This window comes from Photorhabdus akhurstii (genome assembly GCF_019090985.1).
Taxonomy (GTDB): domain Bacteria; phylum Pseudomonadota; class Gammaproteobacteria; order Enterobacterales; family Enterobacteriaceae; genus Photorhabdus; species Photorhabdus akhurstii.
Genome location: NZ_CP020335.1, coordinates 1,674,944 through 1,700,155 on the forward strand (window position 1 = coordinate 1,674,944; position 25,212 = coordinate 1,700,155).

Annotated in this window: 22 protein-coding genes and 3 pseudogenes; 19 read left to right on the plus strand and 6 right to left on the minus strand. The window is 44.8% G+C overall.

The window, feature by feature from the left end; genetic code table 11:
* Positions 1-13: 13 nt before the first annotated feature.
* The 3 genes from kdpA to B0X70_RS07205 all read right to left on the minus strand — a co-directional run bounded on the left by kdpA (position 14) and on the right by B0X70_RS07205 (position 2,703).
* Positions 14-1,720: a potassium-transporting ATPase subunit KdpA gene (gene kdpA / locus B0X70_RS07195; protein ID WP_217471198.1), complete on the minus strand. Its 1,707-nt coding sequence runs from the start codon at positions 1,718-1,720 to the stop codon at positions 14-16.
* Positions 1,721-1,810 (minus strand): K(+)-transporting ATPase subunit F, encoded by a 90-nt coding sequence (gene kdpF, locus B0X70_RS25920; protein ID WP_071647059.1) that lies wholly within the window; start codon positions 1,808-1,810, stop codon positions 1,721-1,723. It lies immediately after the preceding gene.
* A 503-nt stretch (positions 1,811-2,313) separates the two neighbouring features.
* Positions 2,314-2,703, minus strand: a complete 390-nt coding sequence (locus tag B0X70_RS07205) for a hypothetical protein (protein ID WP_217471199.1) — start codon at positions 2,701-2,703, stop codon at positions 2,314-2,316.
* 503 nt (positions 2,704-3,206) lie between these two features.
* Between B0X70_RS07205 and B0X70_RS07210 the strand changes: the two genes are divergently transcribed.
* Together B0X70_RS07210 and B0X70_RS07215 are read left to right on the plus strand one after the other, a co-directional pair.
* On the plus strand, positions 3,207-3,416 hold the full coding sequence (locus tag B0X70_RS07210) for a YbfA family protein (protein WP_110091129.1): 210 nt from the start codon (positions 3,207-3,209) through the stop codon (positions 3,414-3,416).
* Positions 3,417-3,482: 66 nt separating this feature from the next.
* Positions 3,483-4,226, plus strand: a complete 744-nt coding sequence (locus B0X70_RS07215; RefSeq protein WP_217471696.1) for a type 2 GTP cyclohydrolase I — start codon at positions 3,483-3,485, stop codon at positions 4,224-4,226.
* Positions 4,227-4,659: 433 nt separating this feature from the next.
* On the opposite strand, the pseudogene B0X70_RS25925 reads toward B0X70_RS07215, so the two are convergent.
* Positions 4,660-4,770 (minus strand): annotated as a pseudogene (locus B0X70_RS25925) (IS200/IS605 family transposase); the annotation flags it as partial.
* A 59-nt stretch (positions 4,771-4,829) separates the two neighbouring features.
* On the opposite strand from B0X70_RS25925, the pseudogene B0X70_RS25070 reads away from it, so the two are divergent.
* Positions 4,830-5,168 (plus strand): annotated as a pseudogene (locus B0X70_RS25070) (helix-turn-helix domain-containing protein); the annotation flags it as partial.
* Positions 5,169-5,265: 97 nt separating this feature from the next.
* Entirely contained in the window at positions 5,266-6,000 is a 735-nt protein-coding gene (locus B0X70_RS25075; RefSeq protein ID WP_246593468.1) for an RNA-guided endonuclease InsQ/TnpB family protein, read from the plus strand.
* A 72-nt stretch (positions 6,001-6,072) separates the two neighbouring features.
* Here the strand turns inward: B0X70_RS25075 and B0X70_RS07230 are convergent, their stop codons facing one another.
* On the minus strand, positions 6,073-7,356 hold the full coding sequence (locus tag B0X70_RS07230; RefSeq protein WP_036780850.1) for a citrate synthase: 1,284 nt from the start codon (positions 7,354-7,356) through the stop codon (positions 6,073-6,075).
* A gap of 867 nt (positions 7,357-8,223) precedes the next feature.
* On the opposite strand from B0X70_RS07230, the gene sdhC reads away from it, so the two are divergent.
* From sdhC to B0X70_RS07285, 11 genes and pseudogenes are all read left to right on the plus strand, one after another.
* Positions 8,224-8,613, plus strand: a complete 390-nt coding sequence (sdhC, locus tag B0X70_RS07235; RefSeq protein ID WP_036780848.1) for a succinate dehydrogenase cytochrome b556 subunit — start codon at positions 8,224-8,226, stop codon at positions 8,611-8,613.
* Complete coding sequence (sdhD, locus tag B0X70_RS07240) at positions 8,607-8,954, plus strand: succinate dehydrogenase membrane anchor subunit (protein WP_036780845.1); 348 nt, start codon at positions 8,607-8,609, stop codon at positions 8,952-8,954. The genes sdhC and sdhD overlap by 7 nt, the downstream gene beginning before the upstream one ends.
* Positions 8,955-10,721: a succinate dehydrogenase flavoprotein subunit gene (gene sdhA, locus B0X70_RS07245; protein WP_217471200.1), complete on the plus strand. Its 1,767-nt coding sequence runs from the start codon at positions 8,955-8,957 to the stop codon at positions 10,719-10,721. It begins immediately after the preceding gene.
* Positions 10,722-10,757: 36 nt separating this feature from the next.
* Complete coding sequence (locus tag B0X70_RS07250) at positions 10,758-11,474, plus strand: succinate dehydrogenase iron-sulfur subunit (RefSeq protein ID WP_036780842.1); 717 nt, start codon at positions 10,758-10,760, stop codon at positions 11,472-11,474.
* A 264-nt stretch (positions 11,475-11,738) separates the two neighbouring features.
* Positions 11,739-14,546 carry a 2-oxoglutarate dehydrogenase E1 component gene (gene sucA, locus B0X70_RS07255; protein ID WP_036812837.1) on the plus strand — a complete coding sequence of 936 codons (2,808 nt, stop codon included), beginning with the start codon at positions 11,739-11,741 and terminating at the stop codon, positions 14,544-14,546.
* A gap of 14 nt (positions 14,547-14,560) precedes the next feature.
* On the plus strand, positions 14,561-15,778 hold the full coding sequence (gene odhB, locus B0X70_RS07260; RefSeq protein ID WP_036812839.1) for a 2-oxoglutarate dehydrogenase complex dihydrolipoyllysine-residue succinyltransferase: 1,218 nt from the start codon (positions 14,561-14,563) through the stop codon (positions 15,776-15,778).
* A 168-nt stretch (positions 15,779-15,946) separates the two neighbouring features.
* On the plus strand, positions 15,947-17,113 hold the full coding sequence (sucC, locus tag B0X70_RS07265) for an ADP-forming succinate--CoA ligase subunit beta (RefSeq protein ID WP_036812840.1): 1,167 nt from the start codon (positions 15,947-15,949) through the stop codon (positions 17,111-17,113).
* A gap of 3 nt (positions 17,114-17,116) precedes the next feature.
* A complete protein-coding gene (gene sucD, locus B0X70_RS07270) occupies positions 17,117-17,992 on the plus strand; it encodes a succinate--CoA ligase subunit alpha (protein WP_040152780.1) in 876 nt (291 codons plus the stop codon).
* A 138-nt stretch (positions 17,993-18,130) separates the two neighbouring features.
* A complete protein-coding gene (locus B0X70_RS07275; protein ID WP_217471201.1) occupies positions 18,131-18,625 on the plus strand; it encodes a reverse transcriptase family protein in 495 nt (164 codons plus the stop codon).
* A 43-nt stretch (positions 18,626-18,668) separates the two neighbouring features.
* Positions 18,669-18,842 (plus strand): site-specific integrase, encoded by a 174-nt coding sequence (locus tag B0X70_RS07280; RefSeq protein WP_160296997.1) that lies wholly within the window; start codon positions 18,669-18,671, stop codon positions 18,840-18,842.
* 35 nt (positions 18,843-18,877) lie between these two features.
* Positions 18,878-19,635: pseudogene (locus tag B0X70_RS07285) on the plus strand (IS5 family transposase).
* Positions 19,636-19,906: 271 nt separating this feature from the next.
* On the opposite strand, the gene B0X70_RS07290 reads toward B0X70_RS07285, so the two are convergent.
* Positions 19,907-20,047, minus strand: a complete 141-nt coding sequence (locus B0X70_RS07290) for a hypothetical protein (RefSeq protein ID WP_160296998.1) — start codon at positions 20,045-20,047, stop codon at positions 19,907-19,909.
* A 337-nt stretch (positions 20,048-20,384) separates the two neighbouring features.
* Here B0X70_RS07290 and B0X70_RS07295 point away from each other — a divergent pair, with 337 nt between their 5' ends.
* Genes B0X70_RS07295 through B0X70_RS07310 form a run of 4 tightly spaced genes read left to right on the plus strand, consistent with a single transcriptional unit; the run spans position 20,385 to position 25,201 of the window.
* Positions 20,385-21,086 (plus strand): tryptophan 2,3-dioxygenase family protein, encoded by a 702-nt coding sequence (locus B0X70_RS07295; RefSeq protein WP_217471202.1) that lies wholly within the window; start codon positions 20,385-20,387, stop codon positions 21,084-21,086.
* A 5-nt stretch (positions 21,087-21,091) separates the two neighbouring features.
* The gene (locus tag B0X70_RS07300) at positions 21,092-22,234 is read left to right on the plus strand and encodes an aminotransferase class V-fold PLP-dependent enzyme (RefSeq protein WP_046395025.1); all 1,143 of its coding nucleotides are present in this window, start codon (positions 21,092-21,094) and stop codon (positions 22,232-22,234) included.
* A 48-nt stretch (positions 22,235-22,282) separates the two neighbouring features.
* Positions 22,283-23,569 carry a tryptophan 2,3-dioxygenase gene (locus B0X70_RS07305; protein WP_052739400.1) on the plus strand — a complete coding sequence of 429 codons (1,287 nt, stop codon included), beginning with the start codon at positions 22,283-22,285 and terminating at the stop codon, positions 23,567-23,569.
* A 9-nt stretch (positions 23,570-23,578) separates the two neighbouring features.
* Complete coding sequence (locus tag B0X70_RS07310) at positions 23,579-25,201, plus strand: FAD-dependent oxidoreductase (protein ID WP_046395026.1); 1,623 nt, start codon at positions 23,579-23,581, stop codon at positions 25,199-25,201.
* Positions 25,202-25,212 lie beyond the last annotated feature (11 nt).

Here is a 25,212-nt window from a genome sequence, read left to right on the forward strand (position 1 = left end):
CTCTCTTTGGCTCTTATCGGGCCATTAGCCAGATTTGTAAATGTTCAATTACCGGGCCAAGGATCAGAGCCGGAATAAAAGTCAAGGCACCGATTAGCATGATGGTCAAAATCAATAGACTGATAAACAGTGTGCTGTAGGTGGGGAGTGTACCGTTGCTGGCAGGCTGGCGTTTTTTTACGACCAAAGAACCGGCAATAGCAAGTACTGGCAGGATCATGCCAAAGCGACCTAAAAACAAGATGATGGTTAGCAACAGGTTGTAGAACATACTGTTGGCATTGAGGCCGGCGAAAGCACTGCCATTATTGTTGGCAGCGGAGGATAGGGCATAGAGCGCTTCACTGAAACCATGAGCGCCAGGGTTCAAAATACCGGCACGTCCACTGGCGGTGGAGATGGCAAGCGCTGTACCTAAAAGAGCCAGTGTAGGAGTAACCAAAATCGCCAGCGCTACCATTTTTATCTCGAATACTTCGATTTTTTTACCGAGATATTCAGGGGCGCGGCCTATCATTAAACCGGCGATAAAAACGGTCAGCAGAACGAACAGTAACATACCGTATAAACCAGAACCGACGCCGCCAAACACGACTTCGCCAATTTGTATCAACCACATTGGGATCATGCCGCCAAGCGCAGTGAAAGAGTCATGCATAGCATTGACTGCCCCACAGGAAGCGGCGGTTGTGACTACGGCATAAATTGAGGTTGCGAGGATGCCAAAGCGATTCTCTTTACCTTCCATATTGATATTACTGTTGGCGCCTAACAGGCTGAAATGGGGATTCCCTTTCAGTTCGGCATACATGACTCCTACGGTGGCAATGACAAAGATGATACTCATTGCCCACAATAGAGCGTGCCCTTGACGGTTATCGCCAACTACTTGCCCAAAAGCAAAACAGAGTGCGCAAGGGATCAAGAAGATAGAGAGTATCTGAACGAAATTGCTGATGGCGGTTGGATTTTCAAAGGGGTGTGATGAATTAGCATCAAAGAATCCACCACCATTGGTTCCCAATAATTTGATAGCTTCTTGCGAGGCGACGGGACCCATCGGAATTAATTGCTGTTGGCCTTCAATGGTATGAGCTAATTGATACGGTTCGAAATTCTGAATCACTCCCTGACTGACAAAAACGAGCGTGATAACTATAGACAGCGGTAATAGCAGATAAAGTGTGATACGTGTGATATCAACCCAGGCGTTGCCTACGGTTTTGACGCCATGACGGGAAAATGCGCGTATCAGCGCAAATGCCACTGCAATACCGGTCGCCGCAGAAAGAAAGTTCTGCACCGTTAGACCTGTCATCTGGCTAAAGTAGCTGAGGGTGTTTTCTCCACTGTATGATTGCCAATCGGTATTGGTGATAAAGCTGACGGCTGTATTCAGCGCAAGATCCCATTTGAGTCCGGGGAAATGTTCAGGATTAAGGGGAAGGGCGTGTTGTGTGACTAAAAGCGTGAATAGCAGCAGTAGCCCGGTCAGATTAAAGATAATGATAGCTAATGCGTATTGCCGCCAGTTCATCTCTTTGACGGCGCCGCCAGGTTTTTGTAAGCCACAGCAACGCCAAAGGCTTGACTCTGCTTTAGTCAGCCCGCGCGGAATATTACCGTCGATCATATTGGCGATAACATTTCCGAGTGGCTTTGCCAGTAACATCAAAATCAATAAGAAACTGGTGATCAATAAAAAAGCGGATGCTGCCATTTAAAAATCCTCCGCATGAAGTAGCGCATAAATCAGATAAACTAGTAACAGGGCTACTAATAACACGCCGGAAATGCAGGATATGCTCATTGCTTATCTCCCGAAAACTTGGATGGATAAAGATTAGGGAAGGGGATGCAAAGATGCTGATAAAAGAGTGAGTGGATGTGTAAAAAAAGTGTAAAAATGACTAATAAAAGAAGACTTAAATAGAAACCTATCTTGTTTAGAACTATAAAAATAATTCCCTTTTTCAGCAGAAGATACACTTATGAGAAAGTGAATGGTTAGGAGCATTAGGTGATTTTAAATTAATCTATAACCCTGTTCATGAATGTTTTGATTATTTATATAATATTAATAAAGTAATCTAAATATTAAAAATTGGTGTATGGTTTTCGTATTTTTTAATTATATATTTTTGTGTTGATAATTAAATTAATTGCGATTTTATAGTATGGGTTAAATTATTTTAGCCTATTATGAGAATGCAGGATTAAGTGTTAATGTAATTATTAATGATTAACAAAAAATACTCCGTATATGAATTTTATAAAATATTTAATAAATGGATTTTTATATTAAAAAGCCATTTATTTCAATGAATTAAGTATTTTTTTTATTTTTTCAAATGTTACATTTGAATCTATTGCCTGATAGAAACCATTTTCGACATGTATTGGCGTAATTATATTAGTGTTTTTCAATATTGGTTTATTGTTAAAGAAAACATATAGTTTTTTTCCTACGTTTTTCTTTATAAAGAGATTAAATGGTTTACTGCAATGAGAGTTATTTTTTACTTTAATGAAAATGGAATAGTAATTATCCCCTTTTTTCGGGGTAATTTCCTCTATACATAATGGAGTTAAATGAAAAGTTTCACCATTTGCTTTATAGTCAATAGAAAAAGCGTGTTTTTTGGAGACACAACCTGAAACATTTATTACTAATGTTAATAATATAACAGTTAATACCTTCATCTTTCCTCCTATTATCTGTCATAGTTAATCCACGATCATTCTGGAAAATAGCATGGCGCAAAGAATAATATCGTTTTTCTCTGCTTTATAATGATTATCAATGAAAGTTTTCATATTGGCAATCCTTGCTTTTATCGCTAAATAAGATTTCAAAATAGTGCTACATCTTATACCACTCATAATTCTATGTATAACAATGGGTTGAAGAAGGCTATGTGTAGCATAATTACGAAACGTTATTTAGCGTCAAACGGATATTTTCAAATACCTGTATCGTTAATTTCATTTTCACTGGCTGTTAATAAAATGTTTTTAATATTACATTTTTATCATATTTTATGTAATAAAATTACATAAAATAGAAAATATAGCGACAATAACGGCTTAAAAGTGATCTGATAAGTGGTAAATTTTCATTTTTTGCGATAAAATTTTAAACAATTTACAGATTGATTATTTTTAAGATTCTGCGGAAAAGTGGGATCATTTTAAGGAGGACAAATATGTCTTCATATCGTGAGTATCCTTGGTATCAAGTTCTTTTACGCCGTATTGGCGCTGTCACTTTCGGTATCCTGGCGTTTCCGGTTATGTTGTTTCGTCGTGATCGCGTTCGTTTTTACAGTTATTTGTATCGTGTGTGGGTAAAAACCAGCAATAAACCCGTATGGTTAAAACAGTCAGAACAGGTTATGGCAGTCAGAAGTAGCTGACAACTGACAATTGGCGGCAGGTAACGGTATATTATTGTCATACAATCAATAAACAGGACGAATATGATGCGTAATATTGAGCTGGAAAATGTGATTAACCGAGAACTGAAAATTGACGAATTTCAGGATTACGCCCCCAATGGTTTACAAGTTGAAGGGCGTACTCATATTCAGCGAGTCGTTACCGGTGTGACCGCTTGTCAGGCTTTATTGGATGAAGCGGTTTGTCATCAGGCTGATGCTATTATCGTTCATCATGGCTATTTTTGGAAAAATGAGCCAACGGTGATTCGTGGTATGAAACGTAATCGTCTGAAAACTCTACTCGGTAATGATATCAACTTATACGGCTATCATCTGCCGCTTGATGCTCATCCATCACTGGGAAATAACGCGCAATTGGCCCGTCTGATGAATGCGAAAGTTGTTGGGTTGATTGAACCATTCGTACCGCATGGGGAATTTGATCAGCCGATATCATCGGTGGAGTTAGCTTCACGTATTGAACAGGCTCTTGGTCGTAAGGTGTTGCATGTGAGCGATAACGCGCCTGAGGAGATTCGCACGCTTGCCTGGTGCACTGGCGGTGGGCAGGGTTTTATTCAACAGGCGGCTGAATTTGGTGTTGATGCTTTCATTACCGGTGAAGTGTCAGAGCAGACGATTCATATCGCCCGTGAAATGGGGCTGCATTTTTATGCTGCGGGCCACCATGCCACCGAGCGTTATGGTATTAAGGCTTTAGGGGAGTGGTTGGCGGATAATTATGGTCTGGATGTCACTTTTATCGATATTCCAAATCCGGCGTAATCACGTTTTTCTAATGCTGACATTGAAATAAGCGAAGCCCACCATCGGTGGGCTTCAAAGCTTTTGACAGGCTTTTCATAATTAACGTTTTTTGATCAATAACGTTATTCTATCCGATTCATAGAACTGTGAATTTTGATCTTGGTGATCTCGCTACACACGCAAGTAGAGGCTACGTTTGATAATTTAGAGAGCAAGTCGCTTGTACCTACTCTTAGATAACGAGCATACACAAGGAAGGTGATGAGATCAATTTTTACGGTGCTTTAAGCTGTACTGGTATGGCATCAAATTTCACTGAATAATCTTTCCAATTGAATAAAGCCCTAGCTATTAAGCTAGCAAAAACTGCGGTAAACCCTTGTATCTTGAAAATTGATTACAACGTCAACATGATTAGATTTGGCACGGTGTGTGCAGACCGATAAACCCTTTCACATCCCAGCTTTGCCACCGCTGAACTGAATGCCTCACGTAACGGGTGTATCATCCGTCCATCAAAGCGCTTTCGACGGGATTTTGTCGTGAATATCAAATGCACAACCCGTTGATATCTTCCTGTCACAGGCTAAAATGAAGGCACTTTCTCAATGAGCGCTGAATATGTTAAGAGCGACCAAAGTCCGCCTCTACCCCACACCCGAACAGGCCGCGTATCTTAACGGCCAGTTCGGTGCGGTCCGTTTTGCGTACAATAAGGCGCTGCACATCAAAAAGCATGCTTATAGACGTCACGGTGTGAGTTTAAATCCGCGCAAAGATCTTAAACCGCTACTGGCGGTCGCGAAGAAATCACGCAAGTACGCCTGGCTCAAGGCATATGACGCCATCGCGTTACAGCAGGCGGTGATCAATCTGAATACCGCGTTTGATAATTTTTTCAATCCGAAGTTGCAAGCCAAATTTCCCACGTTCAAACGCAAACACGGCCGGCAATCCAGCTATCACTGTATTGGGGTGAAAGTGCTGGATGGCGCCGTGAAGATCCCGAAATTGTCACCGATAAAGGCAGCACATACACCGAGAAATTGAAGGGCAAGTGAAGAGCATTACGCTCTCCCGAACAGCTACGGGAAAATATTTCGCCGCTATCCTGTGTGACGATGGTTGGGATGTACCGGAAAAGCCGGGCGTTATCACCCGCGTGACAGGGTGTGATATGGGTTTATCCCACTATCTTATCCAGTCGGATGGGGAGAAGGTGAATAACCCTCGTCACCTTATCAACGCCGCCCGTAACCTGCGTCGCAAGCAGAAAGCCCTGTCCCGAAAACAGAAAGGCAGCGCCAACCGTCGAAAGGCACGTTTACAGGTCGCCGCGGTACACGAACGGGTAGCCAATGCCCGTGCCGATTTTCAACACAAACTCTCCCGGACAATGGTTGACGAAAACCAAGCGGTCATTGTCGAGACGCTGAAATCGGCCAATATGATGAAGAATCACCACCTTGCTCGGGCTATCGGGGATGCTGGCTGGCATGGCTTCATCAAGAAACTGGAATACAAAGCCGCGGCGGCGGGCGTTCATCTGGTCAAACTGGATCAGTGGTTCGCCAGCTCGAAAACTTGCCATTGCTGCGGCCACAAAGTGCCGGAAATGCCGCTGCATAAGCGGATCTGGCTATGCCCTTGCTGTGGTGTCGAACATGACCGCGATATCAATGCGGCGCTCAACATCCAGTGCAAGGGCACAACAGAATTACAGGCGGCGGGACTCGTCGTTTCTGCCCACGGAGGCCCGCGTAAATCCGTTATATCGACGGTGGCGGCCTGAGAAGTGGGAAGCCTCGCCGTTTGCGGCGTGGAGCAGTCACAGCCTGGCCCTTATCGTAATCGGATTTTATTATTATTTTTCAAGCTGGCTTTTGAAATCACGTTTTGTGTAGCCGGTATAGAGTTGACGTGGGCGAGCGATTTTCACGCCATCATCATGCATTTCATTCCAGTGAGCGATCCAGCCGATAGTACGGGCAATGGCGAAAATAACAGTGAACATGGTGGATGGAATCCCCATTGCTTTCAGGATAATGCCTGAGTAGAAATCCACGTTCGGATACAGTTTCTTCTCAATAAAATAGGGGTCGTGTAGAGCAATACGTTCAAGCTCCATAGCAACTTCCAGCAGGCTGTCATTCAGGCCGAGTTCATCTAGCACTTCATGGCAGGTTTCACGCATGACGGTTGCGCGAGGATCATAGTTTTTGTAAACACGATGACCAAATCCCATCAGACGGAAAGCATCATTCTTATCTTTGGCCCGGTTAATAAATTCAGGAATATGTTCAACTGACTGGATTTCTTCCAGCATACGTAGACAAGCTTCGTTTGCGCCGCCATGAGCAGGTCCCCAGAGAGAAGCGATACCTGCGGCAATACAGGCAAATGGGTTGGCGCCGGAAGAACCTGCGGTACGTACTGTTGAGGTAGACGCGTTTTGTTCATGGTCCGCATGTAGGATTAAAATGCGATCCATAGCACGCTCCAGTACAGGGTTCACTTTATATTCTTCGCATGGTGTAGCGAACATCATGTGTAGGAAGTTGCCTGCGTAGGAGAGGTCATTGCGTGGATAAACGAATGGCTGACCAATAGAGTATTTGTAGCACATGGCGGCCACTGTCGGCATTTTTGACAGCAGACGGTAGGCGGTAATGTCTCGGTGACGTGGATTGTTCACATCCAGAGCATCATGATAGAAAGCAGCCAGAGCGCCGGTAACACCACACAGCACCGCCATCGGGTGCGAATCACGGCGGAAGCCGTTGAACAGGCGATGGATCTGTTCATGGATCATGGTGTGACGGGTAATAGTTTTTTTGAATTTATCAAACTGTTCTTGTGTTGGTGTCTCACCATACAGCAGGATATAACAGACTTCCAGATAAGTAGATTTTGTCGCTAGCTGGTCGATAGGGAAACCACGGTGCAGCAATACACCTTCGTTACCATCAATGTAGGTGATCTTGGATTCGCAAGATGCCGTAGAAGTAAAACCAGGGTCGTAGGTATAGAAACCTTGGGAGCCGAGAGTACGAACGTCGATGACTTTAGACCCAAGGGTCGGTGTTAGCACGTCCAATTCAATAGCAACTGAACCGTCTGGGGTTAGAGTTGCTTTGTTATCTGCCATTACAGTCTCCTTAGCGCTTTCATTTTTATAACTCTTAACAACCACGGCGGAAAGACACTATATAGAGTCTATCTTATCAGGCTATTTTATCGACCATTCTTTGTCATCAAGAACAGGCTTGGACGGTACTCGGACAAAAGCGATCACTTTTGAATGCACTTTGGTGTGGCCCGCGCCGGTGAGCGATTTGTGATTGAATCGCCTCTTACAGACTGTGCGCATACTCCGGTTGCGGTGCAATCTGTGTTCCCAATTTATTGACAAGATGGCCTACACTCATAATGCCTGGTGGAATAGGTTCTTATACTGTGTCCCCTGACACTGTACTACCGGGGAAAAGCTGAAATCAGGCCAATATCACATTTAAGGCTGAAATTTCACCCCGGACGACAATGGTTTTCGGGTTGTTAGCGAATTTTTGAGAGTTATGTTTTATGCATTGACTACAAAAATGATTATGATTCGTGCGGACTACACAGTTACATAACTTTAGCTTTTCTTGAGGTCTTTCCTCTTACCAAAAATCAATCTCAAAAGTGTTTTCAACCATATATGTAAGATAAATGTTTAAAGTTTGTCAAACAAGATAATTAATTTTGTGCAATATGTTTGAATCGTGATCTTAATCACTGTTCAGTGGAAATGTAGCTAATCATATTGTGTTGGAATTGTAATAATAATGTGAAGCACATATACTGCCGCCAGGTCTCCGGATTACCCTGCTGTAGGAGCACCCAGCGTAACTAAATCACAACATTCCTTAACATGAAGGATCTATCGTTTGATTAAATGTTGTGTCTTTGTATCCTCTTATCGCTGTCTGATTTCCGCCCAGGTCCGGAGGAAGGAAAATAATAAAAGAGCTGTGTGGGCAAAATTGTGAAAAAACAAAGACCTGTCAACCTTGATTTGCAGACGATACACTTTCCAGTCTCTGCAATAGCCTCGATCTTGCACCGTGTCTCTGGCGTCATTACTTTCATAGCAGTAGGAATTCTCCTCTGGTTGTTAGGAATGTCTCTCTCCTCGCAAGAAGGGTTTCAGCAAGCCGCCGATATTATGACGGGATTTTTCGCTAAGTTTATTGTGTGGGGCATTCTGACCGCACTGGCTTACCATATCTGTGGTGGTATCCGTCATATGCTGATGGATTTCGGCTACTTGGAAGAAAACTTAGCGGTCGGTAGTCTCTCTGCCAAAGTGGCAATCGGGATTGCTGTTATTCTGTCGATTCTGGCTGGAGTACTGGTATGGTAAGTAACGCATCTGCATTGGGTCGCACGGGTATCCATGATTGGCTATTATTGCGCGCGTCCGCAATGATTATTGTTTTATATGTTCTTTATATGCTGGGCTTTGTCGTTACAACGTCGGATATCACTTATGAAGTCTGGCGGGGTTTCTTCGCCTCATCCATCACTAAAGTCTTCACTGTGCTGGCCCTGTTTTCCATTCTGGCTCACGCTTGGATTGGTATGTGGCAAGTACTAACTGACTATGTAAAGCCGCTGGCACTGCGTTTAATGCTGCAATTGGCGATTATCGTTGCGCTGATGGCTTACTTGATTTATGGAACAATTGTGGTGTGGGGTGTATAGATGAAACTGCCAGTAAGAGAGTTTGATGCAGTCGTTATTGGTGCAGGTGGCGCTGGCATGCGCGCTGCGCTACAAATTTCACAAATGGGATTATCCTGTGCTTTGATTTCCAAAGTATTCCCAACCCGTTCTCATACTGTATCCGCGCAGGGGGGGATCACCGTTGCGTTGGGTAACTCCCATGATGATAACTGGGAATGGCACATGTATGACACGGTGAAAGGCTCCGACTATATCGGTGACCAGGATGCGATTGAGTACATGTGTAAGACCGGGCCGGAGGCGATTCTGGAGCTGGAGCACATGGGGTTGCCATTTTCGCGTTTGGATGACGGTCGCATTTATCAACGTCCATTCGGCGGCCAGTCAAAAAACTTTGGTGGTGAACAGGCGGCACGTACAGCCGCGGCGGCAGACCGTACCGGTCATGCCCTGTTGCATACGCTGTATCAGCAGAACTTAAAAAATCACACTACTATTTTTTCTGAATGGTATTCGTTGGATCTGGTTAAAAATCAGGATGGCAGCATTGTTGGTTGTACTGCGATCTCTATTGAAACCGGTGAAGTGGTTTATTTCAAAGCGAAGGCGACTATTCTGGCAACGGGTGGCGCCGGTCGCATCTATCAATCAACAACTAACGCTCACATTAACACCGGTGATGGTGTAGGTATGGCGCTGCGTGCGGGTGTGCCTGTACAGGATATGGAAATGTGGCAATTCCATCCAACCGGTATTGCCGGGGCGGGTGTTCTGGTGACGGAAGGCTGCCGCGGTGAAGGTGGTTATTTGTTGAATAAAGATGGTGAGCGCTTTATGGAGCGTTATGCACCAAATGCTAAAGATTTGGCTGGTCGTGATGTCGTGGCGCGTTCCATCATGATCGAAATCCGCGAAGGCCGTGGCTGTGATGGTCCTTGGGGGCCTCATGCTAAGCTGAAACTGGATCATTTGGGTAAAGAGGTGTTGGAATCTCGTCTGCCGGGTATTCTTGAATTATCCCGTACTTTCGCCCACGTTGATCCGGTAAAAGAACCGATCCCGGTTATTCCGACTTGCCACTATATGATGGGAGGCATCCCAACTAAAGTTACCGGTCAGGCACTGATGGTTAATGAAAAAGGTGAAGATGTCGTTATTCCGGGCCTGTTTGCTGTCGGTGAAATTGCCTGTGTATCTGTTCATGGCGCAAACCGTCTGGGGGGGAACTCTCTGTTGGATTTGGTGGTGTTTGGCCGTTCTGCCGGTTTGCACCTGAAAGAATCGCTGATGGAGCAGGGCGCTAGCCGCGAAGCTAGCGAATCTGACATCGAAGTGTCCCTGCAACGTCTGAATCGTTGGAATAGTACCCGTATTGGTGAAGACCCGGTTAAAATTCGTAAAGATTTGCAAGCGTGTATGCAGAACAACTTCTCGGTATTCCGTGAAGGCGATGCAATGGCGAAAGGGCTGGAAGAACTTAAAGTTATTCGTGAACGCCTGAAAAGTGCCCGTTTGGATGATACTTCCTCAGAGTTTAATACCCAACGTATTGAGTGTCTGGAGCTTGATAACCTGATGGAAACGGCATTTTCTACGGCTGTTGCTGCTAATTTCCGTACTGAAAGCCGCGGTGCTCACAGCCGTTTCGATTATCCGGATCGTGATGATGCGAACTGGTTATGCCATACCCTCTATCTACCGCAAACTGAAACTATGACTCGTCGTAATGTCAACATGCAGCCAAAACTGCGTGAAGCATTTCCGCCGAAAGCGCGTACTTACTAATGAGTTGCTGATAATCCAGTTGCGGAGGAATAGATTATGAAACTTGAATTTTCGATTTATCGTTACAACCCGGATGTTGACAGCGCTCCTCGTATGCAGGATTACACGCTGGAAGCAGAAGAAGGGCGTGACATGATGTTGCTGGATGCGTTAATCCAGCTTAAAGAACAGGACCCAACACTCTCTTTCCGCCGTTCTTGCCGTGAAGGGGTTTGTGGTTCTGATGGCCTCAACATGAATGGTAAAAATGGCTTGGCCTGTATTACGCCTGTTTCGGCTTTGCGGCGTGGCAGCAAGAAAATTGTTATCCGTCCGTTGCCAGGTTTGCCGGTTATCCGTGACTTGGTTGTAGATATGGGGCAATTCTATGCGCAATATGAGAAGATTCGCCCATATTTGCTGAATGACGGTAAAAATCCACCGGCGCGTGAACATTTACAATCACCTGCACAAAGGGAAAAACTCGATGGTCTGTACGAGTGTATCCTGTGTGCATGTTGTTCAACTTCTTGTCCGTCATTCTGGTGGAACCCTGATAAATTTATCGGGCCTGCGGGTTTACTGGCCGCATATCGCTTCCTGATTGACAGCCGTGATACTGAAACGGCTTCACGATTAGATAAGTTGAATGATGCTTTTAGTGTTTTCCGTTGCCATAGCATCATGAATTGTGTCAGTGTGTGCCCTAAGGGGTTGAATCCAACAAAAGCTATTGGCCATATTAAGTCTATGTTACTGAAACATAGTGCATAATAGGTCCGCCCTCCGCGAAATTTTTTTGTGGAGGGCACAAAGAATTGAAGAGTATGAGTTGCCAACTGCTAATGATGACAAAAGCTTGAGGAGAGGAACCTTTAAAAACGGTTGGGCGTTTTTTAAAGGTTCCTTGAAGGGTTCCGAAACCCAAAAGAGAACATGCATAAAGCACGTCCAAATGAACCTTTTATCGATACCGTATTTAAACGGTAATAGTTAACCACGGCGAAAACTAAAGCTTTTAAAGCTTAAGGGATCACAATGCAGAACGGCGCAATGAAGGACTGGCTGGATTCAAGCTTCCTGGCTGGTTCAAACCAGTCTTACATAGAGCAGATCTATGAAGACTATATAACCGATCCAAACTCCGTTGATGCAAGTTGGAGAGAGATTTTCCAACAATTGCCGAATGCGGGACTCAACGGTGAACAACTCCACTCGCAGACGCGTGATTACTTCCGCCGTCTTGCGAAAGATACTACGCGTTATCACTCCTCTGTCAGCGATCCAGCAATGGATGCAAAACAAGTTAAAGTTTTGCAGCTCATCAACGCATTCCGCTTCCGCGGCCATCAAAATGCGAACCTTGACCCGCTGGGATTATGGAAACAGGATAGTGTTCCTGATTTAGATCCTGCTTTCCATAATCTGACGGAAGCTGATTTTGAAGAAACATTTAACGTAGGTTCTTTTGCAGTCGGCAAAGAGACAATGAAATTGGCTGATTTGTATGAAGCGTTGAAACGCACCTATTGCGGTTCTATTGGCGCGGAATACATGCACATCACCAATACGGAAGAAAAACGTTGGATTCAGCAGCGTCTGGAATCTGTTACTGTCAGCTCTCAGTTTAGCGTAGAAGAAAAGCGGCGTTTTCTGGCGGAACTGACGGCAGCGGAAGGTTTGGAACGTTATCTGGGAGCTAAGTTTCCGGGAGCGAAACGTTTCTCTCTTGAAGGTGGTGATGCGCTGATCCCAATGTTGAAGGATCTTATCCGTCATGCCGGTAAACATGACACACGAGAAGTTGTGCTGGGAATGGCTCACCGTGGTCGCCTCAACGTCTTGGTTAATATTTTAGGTAAAAAACCGGCTGATCTGTTTGATGAATTTGCCGGTAAACATAAAGAGCACCTTGGTACCGGTGACGTGAAATATCATCAAGGTTTCTCGTCTGATTTTGCCACCGAGGGCGCTCAGGTTCATTTGGCATTAGCATTTAACCCATCTCACCTTGAGATTGTCAGTCCTGTCGTTATTGGTTCAGTACGCGCCCGCCGTGATCGTCTGGATGAAGGTCTCAGTAATATGGTGTTGCCAATCACTATCCACGGTGATGCGGCTGTTACCGGTCAGGGAGTGGTGCAAGAAACGCTGAACATGTCTCAGGCTCGTGGTTATGAGGTAGGCGGTACAATTCGTATTGTCATCAATAACCAGATCGGTTTCACAACGTCTAACCCGAAAGATGCCCGTTCAACACAATACTGTACCGATATTATCAAAATGGTACAGGCGCCGATTTTCCACGTTAATGCAGACGATCCGGAAGCGGTGGCATTTGTCACCCGTTTAGCACTGGATTTCCGTAATACCTTCAAACGTGATGTGATGATCGATCTGGTCTGTTACCGCCGTCATGGTCATAACGAAGCTGATGAGCCCAGTGCAACTCAGCCAATGATGTATCAGAAAATCAAGAAACACCCAACGCCACGTAAAATCTATGGTGACAAGCTGGCGGCTGAGAACTTGATATCAGTCGATGATGTGACCGAGATGGTTAATCTGTATCGTGATGCCCTCGACCGTGGTGATTGTGTCGTTGATGAGTGGCGCTCAATGGGGCTGCACTCATTTACTTGGGAACCTTATCTAAATCACGAATGGGATGAAGAGTATCCACATAAAGTTGATATCAAGCGCTTGCAAGATCTGGGTAGACGCATCAGTTCTGTCCCGGAAGCAGTGACAATGCACTCCCGTGTAGTGAAGATTTATAACGACCGTGCCGAGATGGCAAACGGCGATAAATTGTTCGATTGGGGCGCCGCGGAAACATTGGCCTACGCAACTTTAGTGGATGAAGGGGTTTCGGTGCGTTTGTCTGGTGAAGATGCTGGTCGTGGTACCTTCTTCCATCGTCATGCTGTTATCCATAATCAGTCTGATGGTTCTGTTTATGTTCCTTTGGCGAACGTTCATAACGGTCAGGGAGCATTCGATGTTTGGGATTCTGTTCTGTCCGAAGAAGCGGTGTTGGCATTTGAGTATGGCTACGCAACAACAGAACCTCGTGCTCTGACAATCTGGGAAGCTCAGTTTGGTGATTTTGCCAACGGCGCACAGGTTGTTATTGACCAATTCATCAGCTCTGGTGAGCAGAAATGGGGCCGTATGTGCGGCTTGGTTATGCTGCTGCCTCATGGTTATGAAGGGCAGGGGCCTGAACACTCCTCCGCTCGTTTGGAGCGTTATCTGCAACTGTGTGCAGAACAGAACATGCAGGTTTGTGTACCATCAACGCCAGCCCAGGTCTACCATATGCTTCGCCGTCAGGCTTTGCGCGGTATGCGCCGTCCGTTGATCGTGATGTCGCCAAAATCACTGTTGCGCCATCCATTAGCTGTTTCTGGTTTGGATGAACTGGCTAACGGTAAATTCCAGACAGTGATTGGTGAAACTGACGCTCTTGATCCGAAAGGCGTTAAACGAGTTGTACTTTGTTCAGGTAAAGTCTACTACGACCTGTTGGAACAACGTCGTAAAAATGAACAAACTGATGTCGCTATCGTGCGTATTGAGCAACTATATCCATTCCCTCATCAGGATGTTCAGTCAACACTGGAACAGTATGCTCATGTACATGATTTTGTCTGGTGCCAGGAAGAGCCGTTAAATCAGGGGGCCTGGTATTGCAGTCAGCACAACTTCCGTGAAGTGATCCCGTTCGGGGCTTCTTTACGTTATGCAGGTCGTCCTGCGTCTGCTTCCCCGGCAGTTGGATATACGTCAGTTCACCAGCAACAACAACAAGAGCTGGTTAATGACGCACTGAACGTTGAATAAATAAAGGATATAAAATGAGTAGCGTAGATATTCTGGTTCCGGATTTGCCTGAGTCTGTTGCTGATGCCACTGTGGCAGTTTGGCACAAAAAAGAGGGTGACCGTGTTGAACGTGATGAAGTGCTGGTTGAAATCGAAACAGATAAAGTTGTGCTGGAAGTGCCTGCCAGCGAGGCCGGTGTTTTAGAAGCCATTTTAGAACAGAAAGACGCCACTGTTCTGTCCCGTCAGCTTCTTGGTCGTATCCGTCTGGGCGATAGCACCGGCAAGCCAGCGGAAATAAAAGAGAAAACAGAAGCGACTTTGGCGAAACGCCAGACGGCGGGTTTAGAAGAAGAGAGCAATGATGCGCTCAGCCCGGCGGTTCGCCGTTTGATTGCAGAGCATGATCTTGATGCTAAAGCGATTAAAGGCAGTGGTGTTGGTGGACGTATTGTCCGTGAAGACGTGGAAAAATACATGGCTGATAACGAAAAAGTGGCTAGCAAGTCCGCAGAAGCCCCTGTTTCTGCCCAGGATTCTCTGTTGCCGCACCGCAGTGAAAAACGTGTTCCAATGACTCGCCTGCGTAAGCGCGTAGCTGAACGTCTGCTGGAAGCGAAAAACAACACTGCGATGTTGACAACATTTAACGAAGTTAACATGAAGCCCATTCAAGACATGCGTAAACAGTACGGCGAGGCGTTTGAAAAACGTCACGGTGTGCGTCTGGGTTTTATGTCTTTCTATGTGAAAGCCGTGGTTGAAGCACTGAAACGCTATCCAGAAGTGAATGCTTCTATTGATGGCACTGATGTGGTTTACCACAACTATTTCGATATCAGTATTGCGGTATCAACACCGCGTGGTCTGGTAACGCCAGTACTGCGTGATGCCGATGCACTGAGCATGGCTGATCTCGAAAAACGCATTAAAGAGCTGGCTATCAAAGGCCGCGACGGCAAATTGACCGTTGAAGAGCTGACGGGTGGTAACTTTACCATTACTAATGGCGGTGTATTCGGCTCCTTAATGTCTACGCCAATCATTAACCCACCACAGAGTGCGATTCTTGGCATGCATGCCATCAAAGATCGCCCAATGGCGGTTAATGGTCAGGTGGAGATCCTTCCAATGATGTACCTGGCACTGTCTTATGACCACCGTCTGATCGATGGACGTGAGTCTGTAGGCTTCCTGGTGACCATCAAAGAAATGCTGGAAGATCCTGCACGTTTGCTGCTGGACGTATAGCAACATAATCAGGGCAGATACGCGCTAATATCTGCCCAGTCTGAAGTAAACAAATGTATATGTACAGCCAGTCTTTTCTTTGGACTGGCTATATCCAAAGCAACAAAAAAATCAGAGAGCAACCTACTTATTTTTGCTCTCCTCAGACTTAATTATGGATAGAACATCATGAATTTACACGAGTATCAGGCAAAACAGCTTTTTGCACGGTATGGTTTACCCGCTCCGGCTGGTTACGCCTGCACAACACCGCGTGAAGCAGAAGAAGCTGCATCTAAAATCGGCTCTGGCCCTTGGGTGGTGAAGTGCCAGGTTCATGCCGGCGGTCGCGGTAAAGCGGGCGGCGTGAAAGTGGTTAACAGTAAAGAAGAAATTCGCGCTTTCGCTGAACAATGGCTGGGCAAACGTCTGGTTACTTACCAGACAGATGCTCAAGGTCAGCCTGTTCGTCAGATTTTAGTGGAAGGGGCAACTGATATTGCGAAGGAGCTGTATCTCGGTGCTGTGGTTGATCGTGGTACACGTCGTGTAGTGTTCATGGCTTCTACTGAAGGTGGTGTTGAAATTGAAAAAGTTGCGGAAGAGACCCCGGAACTGATTCATAAAGCGATTATTGACCCGCTGATTGGTCCTATGCCTTATCAGGGGCGTGAACTGGCATTTAAATTGGGTTTAACCGGTAAACAAGTCAGCCAGTTCACTAAAATTTTCTTAGGGTTGGCAAATCTGTTCCTGGAGCGCGATCTGGCTCTGGTTGAAATTAACCCATTGGTTATTACCACTCAAGGTGATTTGATTTGTCTGGATGGCAAACTGGGTGCTGATGGCAACGCACTGTTCCGTCAGGCTGAATTGCGTGAAATGCATGACCCATCTCAGGAAGATCCCCGTGAAGCTCAGGCGGCACAGTGGGAACTGAACTATGTCGCGCTGGATGGCAATATTGGTTGCATGGTAAACGGTGCGGGCCTGGCGATGGGAACGATGGATATCGTTAAATTGCATGGCGGGGCGCCAGCTAACTTCCTTGATGTCGGTGGTGGCGCAACCAAAGAGCGTGTTACAGAAGCGTTTAAGATCATCCTGTCAGATGAAAATGTAAAAGCGGTATTGGTTAATATCTTTGGTGGTATTGTTCGTTGTGACCTGATTGCTGACGGTATTATTGGTGCGGTGGAAGAAGTTGGAGTTCACGTACCGGTTGTTGTTCGTTTGGAAGGAAACAATGCTGATCTGGGCGCGAAAAAACTGGCTGACAGTGGTTTAAATATCATTGCCGCAACCAGCTTGACAGATGCAGCTAAACAAGCAGTAGCAGCAGTGGGGGCAAAATAAATAATGTCTATTTTAATTGATAAAAACACCAAAGTTATCTGTCAGGGTTTCACTGGCAGCCAAGGTACTTTCCACTCAGAACAAGCGATTGCTTACGGCACCCAAATGGTTGGCGGGGTAACGCCGGGTAAGGGTGGCACTGAGCATCTGGGATTACCTGTTTTCAATACCGTTCGTGAAGCGGTAGAAGCAACAGGGGCAACGGCTTCTGTTATCTATGTTCCTGCGCCATTCTGTAAAGACTCTATTCTGGAAGCGATTGACGCAGGTATTAAACTGATTATCACTATTACCGAAGGTATTCCGACACTGGATATGCTGGCGGTTAAAGTGAAATTGGATGAAGCGGGTGTGCGTATGATCGGCCCTAACTGTCCGGGAGTCATTACACCAGATGAATGTAAGATCGGTATTATGCCGGGCCACATTCATCGGGCGGGTAAGGTTGGTATCGTTTCCCGTTCAGGCACGCTGACTTATGAAGCAGTAAAACAGACGACGGATGCAGGTTTAGGGCAATCTACCTGCGTTGGTATCGGCGGGGACCCAATTCCAGGTTCTAACTTCATCGATATTCTGAAATTGTTCCAGCAAGATCCGCAAACAGAAGCCATCGTAATGATTGGTGAAATTGGTGGTACAGCGGAAGAAGAAGCGGCGGCTTATATTAAAGAGCATGTCACTAAGCCGGTTGTCGCCTACATCGCGGGTGTGACTGCGCCAAAAGGCAAGCGTATGGGCCATGCCGGCGCCATTATCGCGGGTGGCAAAGGAACGGCGGACGAAAAATTTGCTGCTCTGGAAGCGGCAGGCGTGAAAACTGTTCGTAGCTTGGCTGACATCGGTGATGCTGTGAAAGATCTACTTGCTGGCAAGTAAGCGCTGATAAGAAATATTTATCTATGAGGCCACTGTGAAGTGGCCTCAGATCGTTAAAAAAGCCCGTTAGAAATAGGTTCTTTAGCATCGAAAATTTCAAATTCCATCTTTGTCAATACGACGTTACGCTTGCTGGCTGTGCGAAAAGTAGCAAAGAAGGATAGGAAACAACAGTTTACTCACCTTTTTCATCACATCAGTGAAGAACTGTTATATCAGATTTTTCAGCAATTTAAACGTCAATCTGCACCGGGCTGCGAGGGTATCACATGGGAAAACTATGCAGAAAATCTGCAAAATAACCTCCATGCGCTCCACGGCAGATTTCATCGTGGGCAATACAGACCCCAGCTGGCAAGGCAGGTGAGGATCCTGAAAGAAGACGGGACAGAAAGGCCATTGAGTATACTGTGTCTGGAGGACAAAATCGTGCAGCAAGCGGTTGTTACGGTTTTAAATCAAATCTACGGGACCGATTTTCTCGGCTTCTCGTATGGGTTCAGACCAGGCAGAGGGCAACACGATGCACTGGACGCGCTGAATGTGGCAATTATGGAGAGGAAAGTCAATTGGGTGCTGGAGTTGGACAGTTCGTTCTTGCGGACTCCAATGTTTTCTTCGGTTTCTTTATAACGAAAAGAGAATTGCCACACATTTCTCTGATTCGCTTCCCTGTATGCAGACACGCAAGCAAACCAAAATACTCTCTGTCTGGAAAAAAGACGATCTGCTCAGGTTACTGGCAGCGATTGATCGCGGTAACCCTTCCGGAAAGCGGGATTATGACATCATTCTGTTAGGGGCTGTTGATGTTTTGAGAGGAATTATTGAACAACATGATTTGGTATAATCGTTTTCGCAAAAAAATAACCAGACCTCACCATCATGCTGAGAACTATGTTAACAGATACACAATGGAATAAGCTATTTGCATTCATGCGCTATACTGGATTTATTTACCACAAAACAAAACATCGTCAGGCGCTTGAAGGCATTCTTTATCGTATGAGAACAGGCATTCCGTGGCGCGACCTGCCTTCCGAATTCGGAAAATGGAATAGCGTCTTTCAACGTTTTAATGCTTGGTCAAAAAAGGGTGTTTTGTATTTAATGTTCAATTGGCTATCTAGATATTCTGATTCAGAGTGGTTGTTCATTGACGGGACGGGAGTATTGTTCGAGCCTATCAGCATAGTGCCGGAGCGACTTCTGAAGCGGATGAAGCAATGGGTCAAAGTCGTGGAGGACGTTCAACCAAAATCCATTTGGCTGTAGACAGTTACGGTTTACCTGTACATTTCGAACTGTCTGGTGGTCAGGTCAATGATATTGTTCATGCGGAAAGTTTTGTATCTCAGTCACCTTTATCCGATTTTGTAATTGCTGATAAGGGATATGACAGTCAGCGTTTGAGAAGTGTTATCGAAGAACAAAAGTCGGTTCCGGTGATCCCTTATCGCAAAAATAGCTGAAAATCAGGTCAAAAAATTGACAAATGTTTATATCGTTACCGGGAAAATGCCTTTGCCAGAATCAAACATTTTCGTGCGATAGCAACAAGATACGACAAATTTGAACGGAATTACGCCAGCATGTTGGCACTGGCATTTATTATTGTCTGGTTGCCGATGTGGGCTGAATAAATGATGAACTCAAAACGTCAACAGCCCCTGGCATATTTTAAAGGATGATGTTGATTTTATTATGAAGAAAGCCGTGAATTAATGAGGTTCAAAGAGACGCTTTATTGAGTTTGCAAACACTGATGAGAAAACGGCTACCATCCCTGTATTAACCTGTTCTTGACCAAGATAGCGACATACCTATGTAGTGATAAGAAAACAGGGTTCGTATGACATCATGGCGCAGGTGATTTAGCCCACAATGACGCTGGATATATGGTCGCAAACCGTATCAATTCAATGCTTGCACAACCGGTGGGTGTCGATTGTCGGTATACACCACCGTGCCCGCACAGGCATGCCATGACAGCCCCCTCCCAGCAAAAACACTAATCCCCGTTTTTTTATCATCGCCATCCCGAGTGCAAAACATCAGACCAGCGTGAAGAAAGCCGCTGCAAAAGTCAGCGTTTAATTGATTTTCTGAAAATATAGAAAAATAAATGCGATTTTAGCGACAACTAACTTGAAAAACAGCGGCGTAAAAATAGGAAGAGAGAGAAAAAGCGGAAACAGGCAATCACAATCACCGAAATACGCATTAAGTTATTTAACTGTGTGGTTTTTGTTATTTTTGTTTTTTTATGTTGCGATTTCTCGCTATTTTATATACATTGACGCCCGTTCGAATTATTAATTCACTACATTGACGGCTGATATTTTGCAAATAAAAGGCTGGCTTTGATCCGTTTTTGAGAAGGAGAAAGAACGTGATAGGAAATAGGGATTATTCAACAAGTGTACTGTCTGGTGAAGGAGATAGCGATTATGAGAAGTATATGCGCATTCCTACGCTGCTCAATTTGCAAGTAACGCCAGAAAAGATGCTCCACCGCGATGAATTATTGTTTCAGGTGGTTCATCAATCTACTGAGCTTTGGCTGAAACTGAGCAATAATGAGTTGGCTGAAGCGATAAAAAAGTTATCCAAGAAAGACTTTGTTGCTGCAACCGAGTTAATTAAGCGGTCCAGCTATCCTATTGAGATAATTACTAAGCAACTCGAAATGTTCAAATACATGACTCCGTATGACTTTCAGAAAGTAAGACCTGCATTAGGCAACGGTTCAGGCTTCGAATCTCCAGGCTGGAGGCGGTTGCAATCAGTTGGGCGGGAACTCCATCAAACTTTTATTCGTATTGTTAAGTCTATGAGTATCGACCTGATGGGCGTTTATACCGAGGAAGACAAGTCGCCGCTTTATTTCCTAATGGAAGAAATGGTGAGCTGGGATGAAATGGTCAGTTTATGGCGCAGCAGACATTATAAAATCGCAGTACGTACTATCGGACTTAACACGATAGGCACCAAGGGAACTCCGGTTGAAAAACTGACGGTGCTGATGAATAAGCAATTCTTTCCAGAACTGTGGGAATTGCGTACCGAAATGACTAATACCAACAGTTACTAGTCGCTATGTATTCACCTCAAGCATTTCGGGACAATTATTTTAGCGGGTTGCATGGCCTTGTCCATCTTGCCAGTTGTAGTATTTCTCCTCGTTCTCAGTTCCTTGATGCAGCGATGGAAACGATGCTAGTTGATATGGCAAAAAATGAGCTGGCGTGGGTGTATTTCGAGCGGCAAACCGAACAGGCCAGGCGCTTGTTTGCTAAGTTTATAGGCGCAGATGCATCACAAATAGCGATTTTGCCAAACGCAACGATAGCTGCTTATCAGGTTATTTCAACGTTAGTAGCCAATTCCGGAGAACAAATTCTTTGTACGGAAGATGAATTTCCGTCTCTGTCCCATGTTTGGTTGCAACAAGCGAGTCGTGGACTCGTCACGCGTTGCATAGAAAGTCAGGTTTCAGACGAAAGTTTTGTCACCATTACCCGCGCAATGTTGGGCAGCAATACATGTTTAGTTTCAGTACCGTTAGCCAGTTTCCGCACAGGTAGACGATACCCAGTCGAATTAATAACAGAACTCGCTAATCAATCACGAGTTCCAATATTAGTCGATGCATACCAAGGGCTAGGTGTTGAAAAAATTAATGTCAGTGAATTGAATTGTGATTACCTGATCTGCGGCAGCATGAAGTACATGTTAGGTTTGCCAGGTATTGCATTCCTTTATGTAAAAGATGGCATTCGTAACACCGTTGCACTGGGGCTGACTGGATGGCAAGGACGTAAAGAGCCATTTGCTTTTAACCCATCGTTGGTGGATTTCCCCGATTGCGCCAAACGATTTGAAACCGGAACTCCTGCTGTGCCCGCGCTTTATGCGGCAAGTAGCGCCTTAACTGCACTTTTGACTTTAGATTTTGAGCAAGGTCGGCTGCATATTCAGACATTAGTTGAACTTGCTATCGACATTTTGGAAAAAGGCGACGTGACAATCGTAAAGGTCCCCGGAACATTATTTTCGGCGCATATTGCTTTGCTTGTTCCAAATGTTTCTGCATTGGACACGTACTTAAAACAGCACAAGATAATTACAAGCCCGCGAGGTGAGATGCTCAGACTTGCGTTTCATCACTTTAATACGGCAGACGAAGTTGTTCAAACATGTAGATTGATTTGCGCGTACTTCAAAACCCAAATATGGTGAATATAAGTTAATTATTTCAATAAATTATAATAAAAGGAAAGTTTTACAGTGCTGGATATATTAGAACTTGAGCATCCAAGATTTACTAGTTTGCTTTGTGATTACAGTGATTCAGAAACAATCGCTATTAATCTTAGCATTCACACCATATTGCGGTTTACCAAGGAAAATAAAGCAACCTTCCCATATCAGGATGTTGTTCGCATGTATCATAAGACAGGTAAACATTTCGTTCCTGAATATTTTCTCGAGCTGTTGAATATTACTAGAAAAGAGTGCGCAAAATTAAACAGTGAGGAAATCGAGCAAGTCACACGTTTTTTGAATGTCTTGTTGGATAAATACGACGGTACTTATGACTACCGCTCTTATCTAGCGCTTGAATTGTTAAACATGCCTGATGACCAGACAGAGATTAAAGCATACGCAGAAGCGCAATCCCACATTGACCGTATGACGTTACTGCTTACGGCGGATCTACTCAAATTTGAACTTGGCGGGTTAGAAACAGAGGAAAATTTTAGACATCAGTTACCAGAACGTACTTTAGTTGAAAAACGTTGTGCTATGGCTCTAAAAGCGGTGACTCCATACGCACAACGGGCTAAGTTGTCCTATATTTCATCGGAATATGTTATCGAATCAGCAAAACATTTTATTGCCGCAGTAGAGCAAAGGAAAACACACAACGATGAGCAAATGCTGATGACAACTAATTTACCCGTCTATCTCATTCACGACGAATATATGTTCATTCGGGTCTTACAAACGTTCGAATACACTTTCTCTTGGATTGCAGTTGGTTTGAGGGCGACAATTGAAGCTTGCATTGATTCGCCTAGCCAGACAAGTATTTTGGTCGAAAGTTGCGAGAAAAAAATTAAAGAAGCCATCGGTTTTTTCCATTTACTGTCTTCTATGCGTGCAGAATCCTTTAAGGTGTTTCGTGCATATACTGAAGGCGCAAGTGCGATCCAATCAAGAAACTACAAGCGTATTGAATCACTATGCAGACAACCGGATGAGGATCGGTTGAACTCTATTGCTTACGGCTCTGTCCCTGAAGTTCAAGAAAAACTGTTGGTGCGGCCAAATAACTTAGACCTTGCATTGAGTCAAGCGCAACAGAGTGGTCGTTTCAATAGCAACGACTTTGATGAGGTCAAACAAGCCATGAAAAGTTTTGCTACGACGCTGAAACGTTGGAAGCAAACCCATTATGGTCTTGCGATGAAGATGTTGGGTGAGGGCTCGGGTACTGGTTACACGGAAGGCACTCCTTATTTGGCTTTTGTCAAAGACATCCCTGTTTTTGAAACCCAGCTTGATGAGTAGATTACTAAGATGAATAGTTCAAATAAAACCAAGATTGCTATTATTGGTGCAGGTCCAGTTGGCCTGATTTTATCAGCTCGACTGGCTTCATTCGGTATTACGAGCATCGTGATGGATAAAGCCCATTATCTGCTTCGAAAAGGTTCTAAAGCCTGCCTGATCCACGGCGATGCGCTAGAAGTACTTGATAAAGTCGGGTGTGGAGAACAGATTGCAAAAGAAGGGATTCATTGGCGGATAGCGCACACCTATATTCGAAATGTTGAGAGGATCACCCAAGAATACCCCGAACGCCCCGGTTATGGTGAATTTGTCAATATTTCCCAATACCGTATAGAGCAAGAGCTCGTTAAGCTGTTGGAAGCTAATCCCCTATGTGAACTCAGGTGGTCAAGTGAAGTCGTTGGTTATTCACAACAACAGGACAAGGTTAAGCTAGAGGTAAAACACTGTACCGAAACGGAGACCCTAGAATTTGATTATGTAATTGCCTGCGATGGAGTTAGAAGCACGTTACGCGATCTGACAGGGGTTAACTTTACCGGATACACTCACCAAGATCGTTTTTTAGTTACTGATATTAAAGCAAATATTGCTTTAACCAAAGAACGTCACTTTCATTTTGATCCTCAGTTTAATCCAGGCCGTCAGTTGGTGATGCATCCTCAGCCCGACAATATATGGCGTATTGACTGGCAATTGCCTCCAGATGCGGATATTGAAGCTGAAAAGAAAAATGGCCAACTAGACAAGCGTATCAAGTCTGTCATCGGTGATATTCCGTATCAGATTGACTGGATCAGTACCTATCGTTTTAACCAGCGAGTTGTGGAGAAGTTCAGACTCAATCGACTGTTTTTTGCTGGTGATGCGGCTCACTCATTTCCACCTTATGGCTCTCGCGGCATGAACAGCGGGATTCAAGACGCAGACAACCTAGCATGGAAATTGGCGCTAGTAATTAGAGGAAGCGCAGGGGATGAATTGTTGGATACTTATCATGAGGAAAGGTTCCTTGCAGCGAAAGAGAATTTGAGACTGACGGAAGCCACGATACAGTTCATGGTCCCGCCAACACCTTTGAAGCAAATCTGGCGTGACACCGTGCTGCGAATTTCAGAAGTCTGGAAACCGCTTCGTAAGCAAGTGAATCACGGGAAAATGACAGAACCTTTTACCTACGAATCTTCTAGTTTGATTGATTATAACCATCGGACACCCTATGTCGGTGCGTTCTCTCCGGATGTAGTGGTTTATATCGACGGAGAAAAAAGCCGCTTACGTAAGTTGTTCGGGAAAGGGTTTGTTTGTCTTTTTTGCGCAGACCCAAATAAGGTGAAGCAGTATTTAAATAAGCAAAGCCACACCTATAATGGTTTGGATTTTAGTTTGGTTGCTGCTGTACCAAAAGGATATTTCTCGCCAAAAGTGGACGAGAGACTTATCAGTGTTACTTACGACGATATTCTGTTTTTTGAAACCCTGACAGAAAAACAAGATTCATTGTTTGTTATCCGTCCTGATGGCCATTTAGCAGGGCATTACCTGCTTGATAACGCACCGTCTCTTAGTTTAATCCTGGAAAAAGTCAGTGGTACTGATTCCTTAACGTTTCAGCGTGAAGCATCATAAACGGAGATTAA

Coding starts and splice junctions, on each gene's coding strand:
- kdpA (WP_217471198.1), bottom strand. CDS start 1,720: ATGGCAGCATCCGCTTTTTTATTGATCACCAGTTTCTTATTGATTTTG.
- kdpF (WP_071647059.1), bottom strand. CDS start 1,810: ATGAGCATATCCTGCATTTCCGGCGTGTTATTAGTAGCCCTGTTACTA.
- B0X70_RS07205 (WP_217471199.1), bottom strand. CDS start 2,703: ATGAAGGTATTAACTGTTATATTATTAACATTAGTAATAAATGTTTCA.
- B0X70_RS07210 (WP_110091129.1), top strand. CDS start 3,207: ATGTCTTCATATCGTGAGTATCCTTGGTATCAAGTTCTTTTACGCCGT.
- B0X70_RS07215 (WP_217471696.1), top strand. CDS start 3,483: ATGCGTAATATTGAGCTGGAAAATGTGATTAACCGAGAACTGAAAATT.
- B0X70_RS07230 (WP_036780850.1), bottom strand. CDS start 7,356: ATGGCAGATAACAAAGCAACTCTAACCCCAGACGGTTCAGTTGCTATT.
- sdhD (WP_036780845.1), top strand. CDS start 8,607: ATGGTAAGTAACGCATCTGCATTGGGTCGCACGGGTATCCATGATTGG.
- sdhA (WP_217471200.1), top strand. CDS start 8,955: ATGAAACTGCCAGTAAGAGAGTTTGATGCAGTCGTTATTGGTGCAGGT.
- B0X70_RS07250 (WP_036780842.1), top strand. CDS start 10,758: ATGAAACTTGAATTTTCGATTTATCGTTACAACCCGGATGTTGACAGC.
- sucA (WP_036812837.1), top strand. CDS start 11,739: ATGCAGAACGGCGCAATGAAGGACTGGCTGGATTCAAGCTTCCTGGCT.
- odhB (WP_036812839.1), top strand. CDS start 14,561: ATGAGTAGCGTAGATATTCTGGTTCCGGATTTGCCTGAGTCTGTTGCT.
- sucC (WP_036812840.1), top strand. CDS start 15,947: ATGAATTTACACGAGTATCAGGCAAAACAGCTTTTTGCACGGTATGGT.
- sucD (WP_040152780.1), top strand. CDS start 17,117: ATGTCTATTTTAATTGATAAAAACACCAAAGTTATCTGTCAGGGTTTC.
- B0X70_RS07280 (WP_160296997.1), top strand. CDS start 18,669: ATGCAGACACGCAAGCAAACCAAAATACTCTCTGTCTGGAAAAAAGAC.
- B0X70_RS07290 (WP_160296998.1), bottom strand. CDS start 20,047: ATGTTTTGCACTCGGGATGGCGATGATAAAAAAACGGGGATTAGTGTT.
- B0X70_RS07300 (WP_046395025.1), top strand. CDS start 21,092: ATGTATTCACCTCAAGCATTTCGGGACAATTATTTTAGCGGGTTGCAT.
- B0X70_RS07310 (WP_046395026.1), top strand. CDS start 23,579: ATGAATAGTTCAAATAAAACCAAGATTGCTATTATTGGTGCAGGTCCA.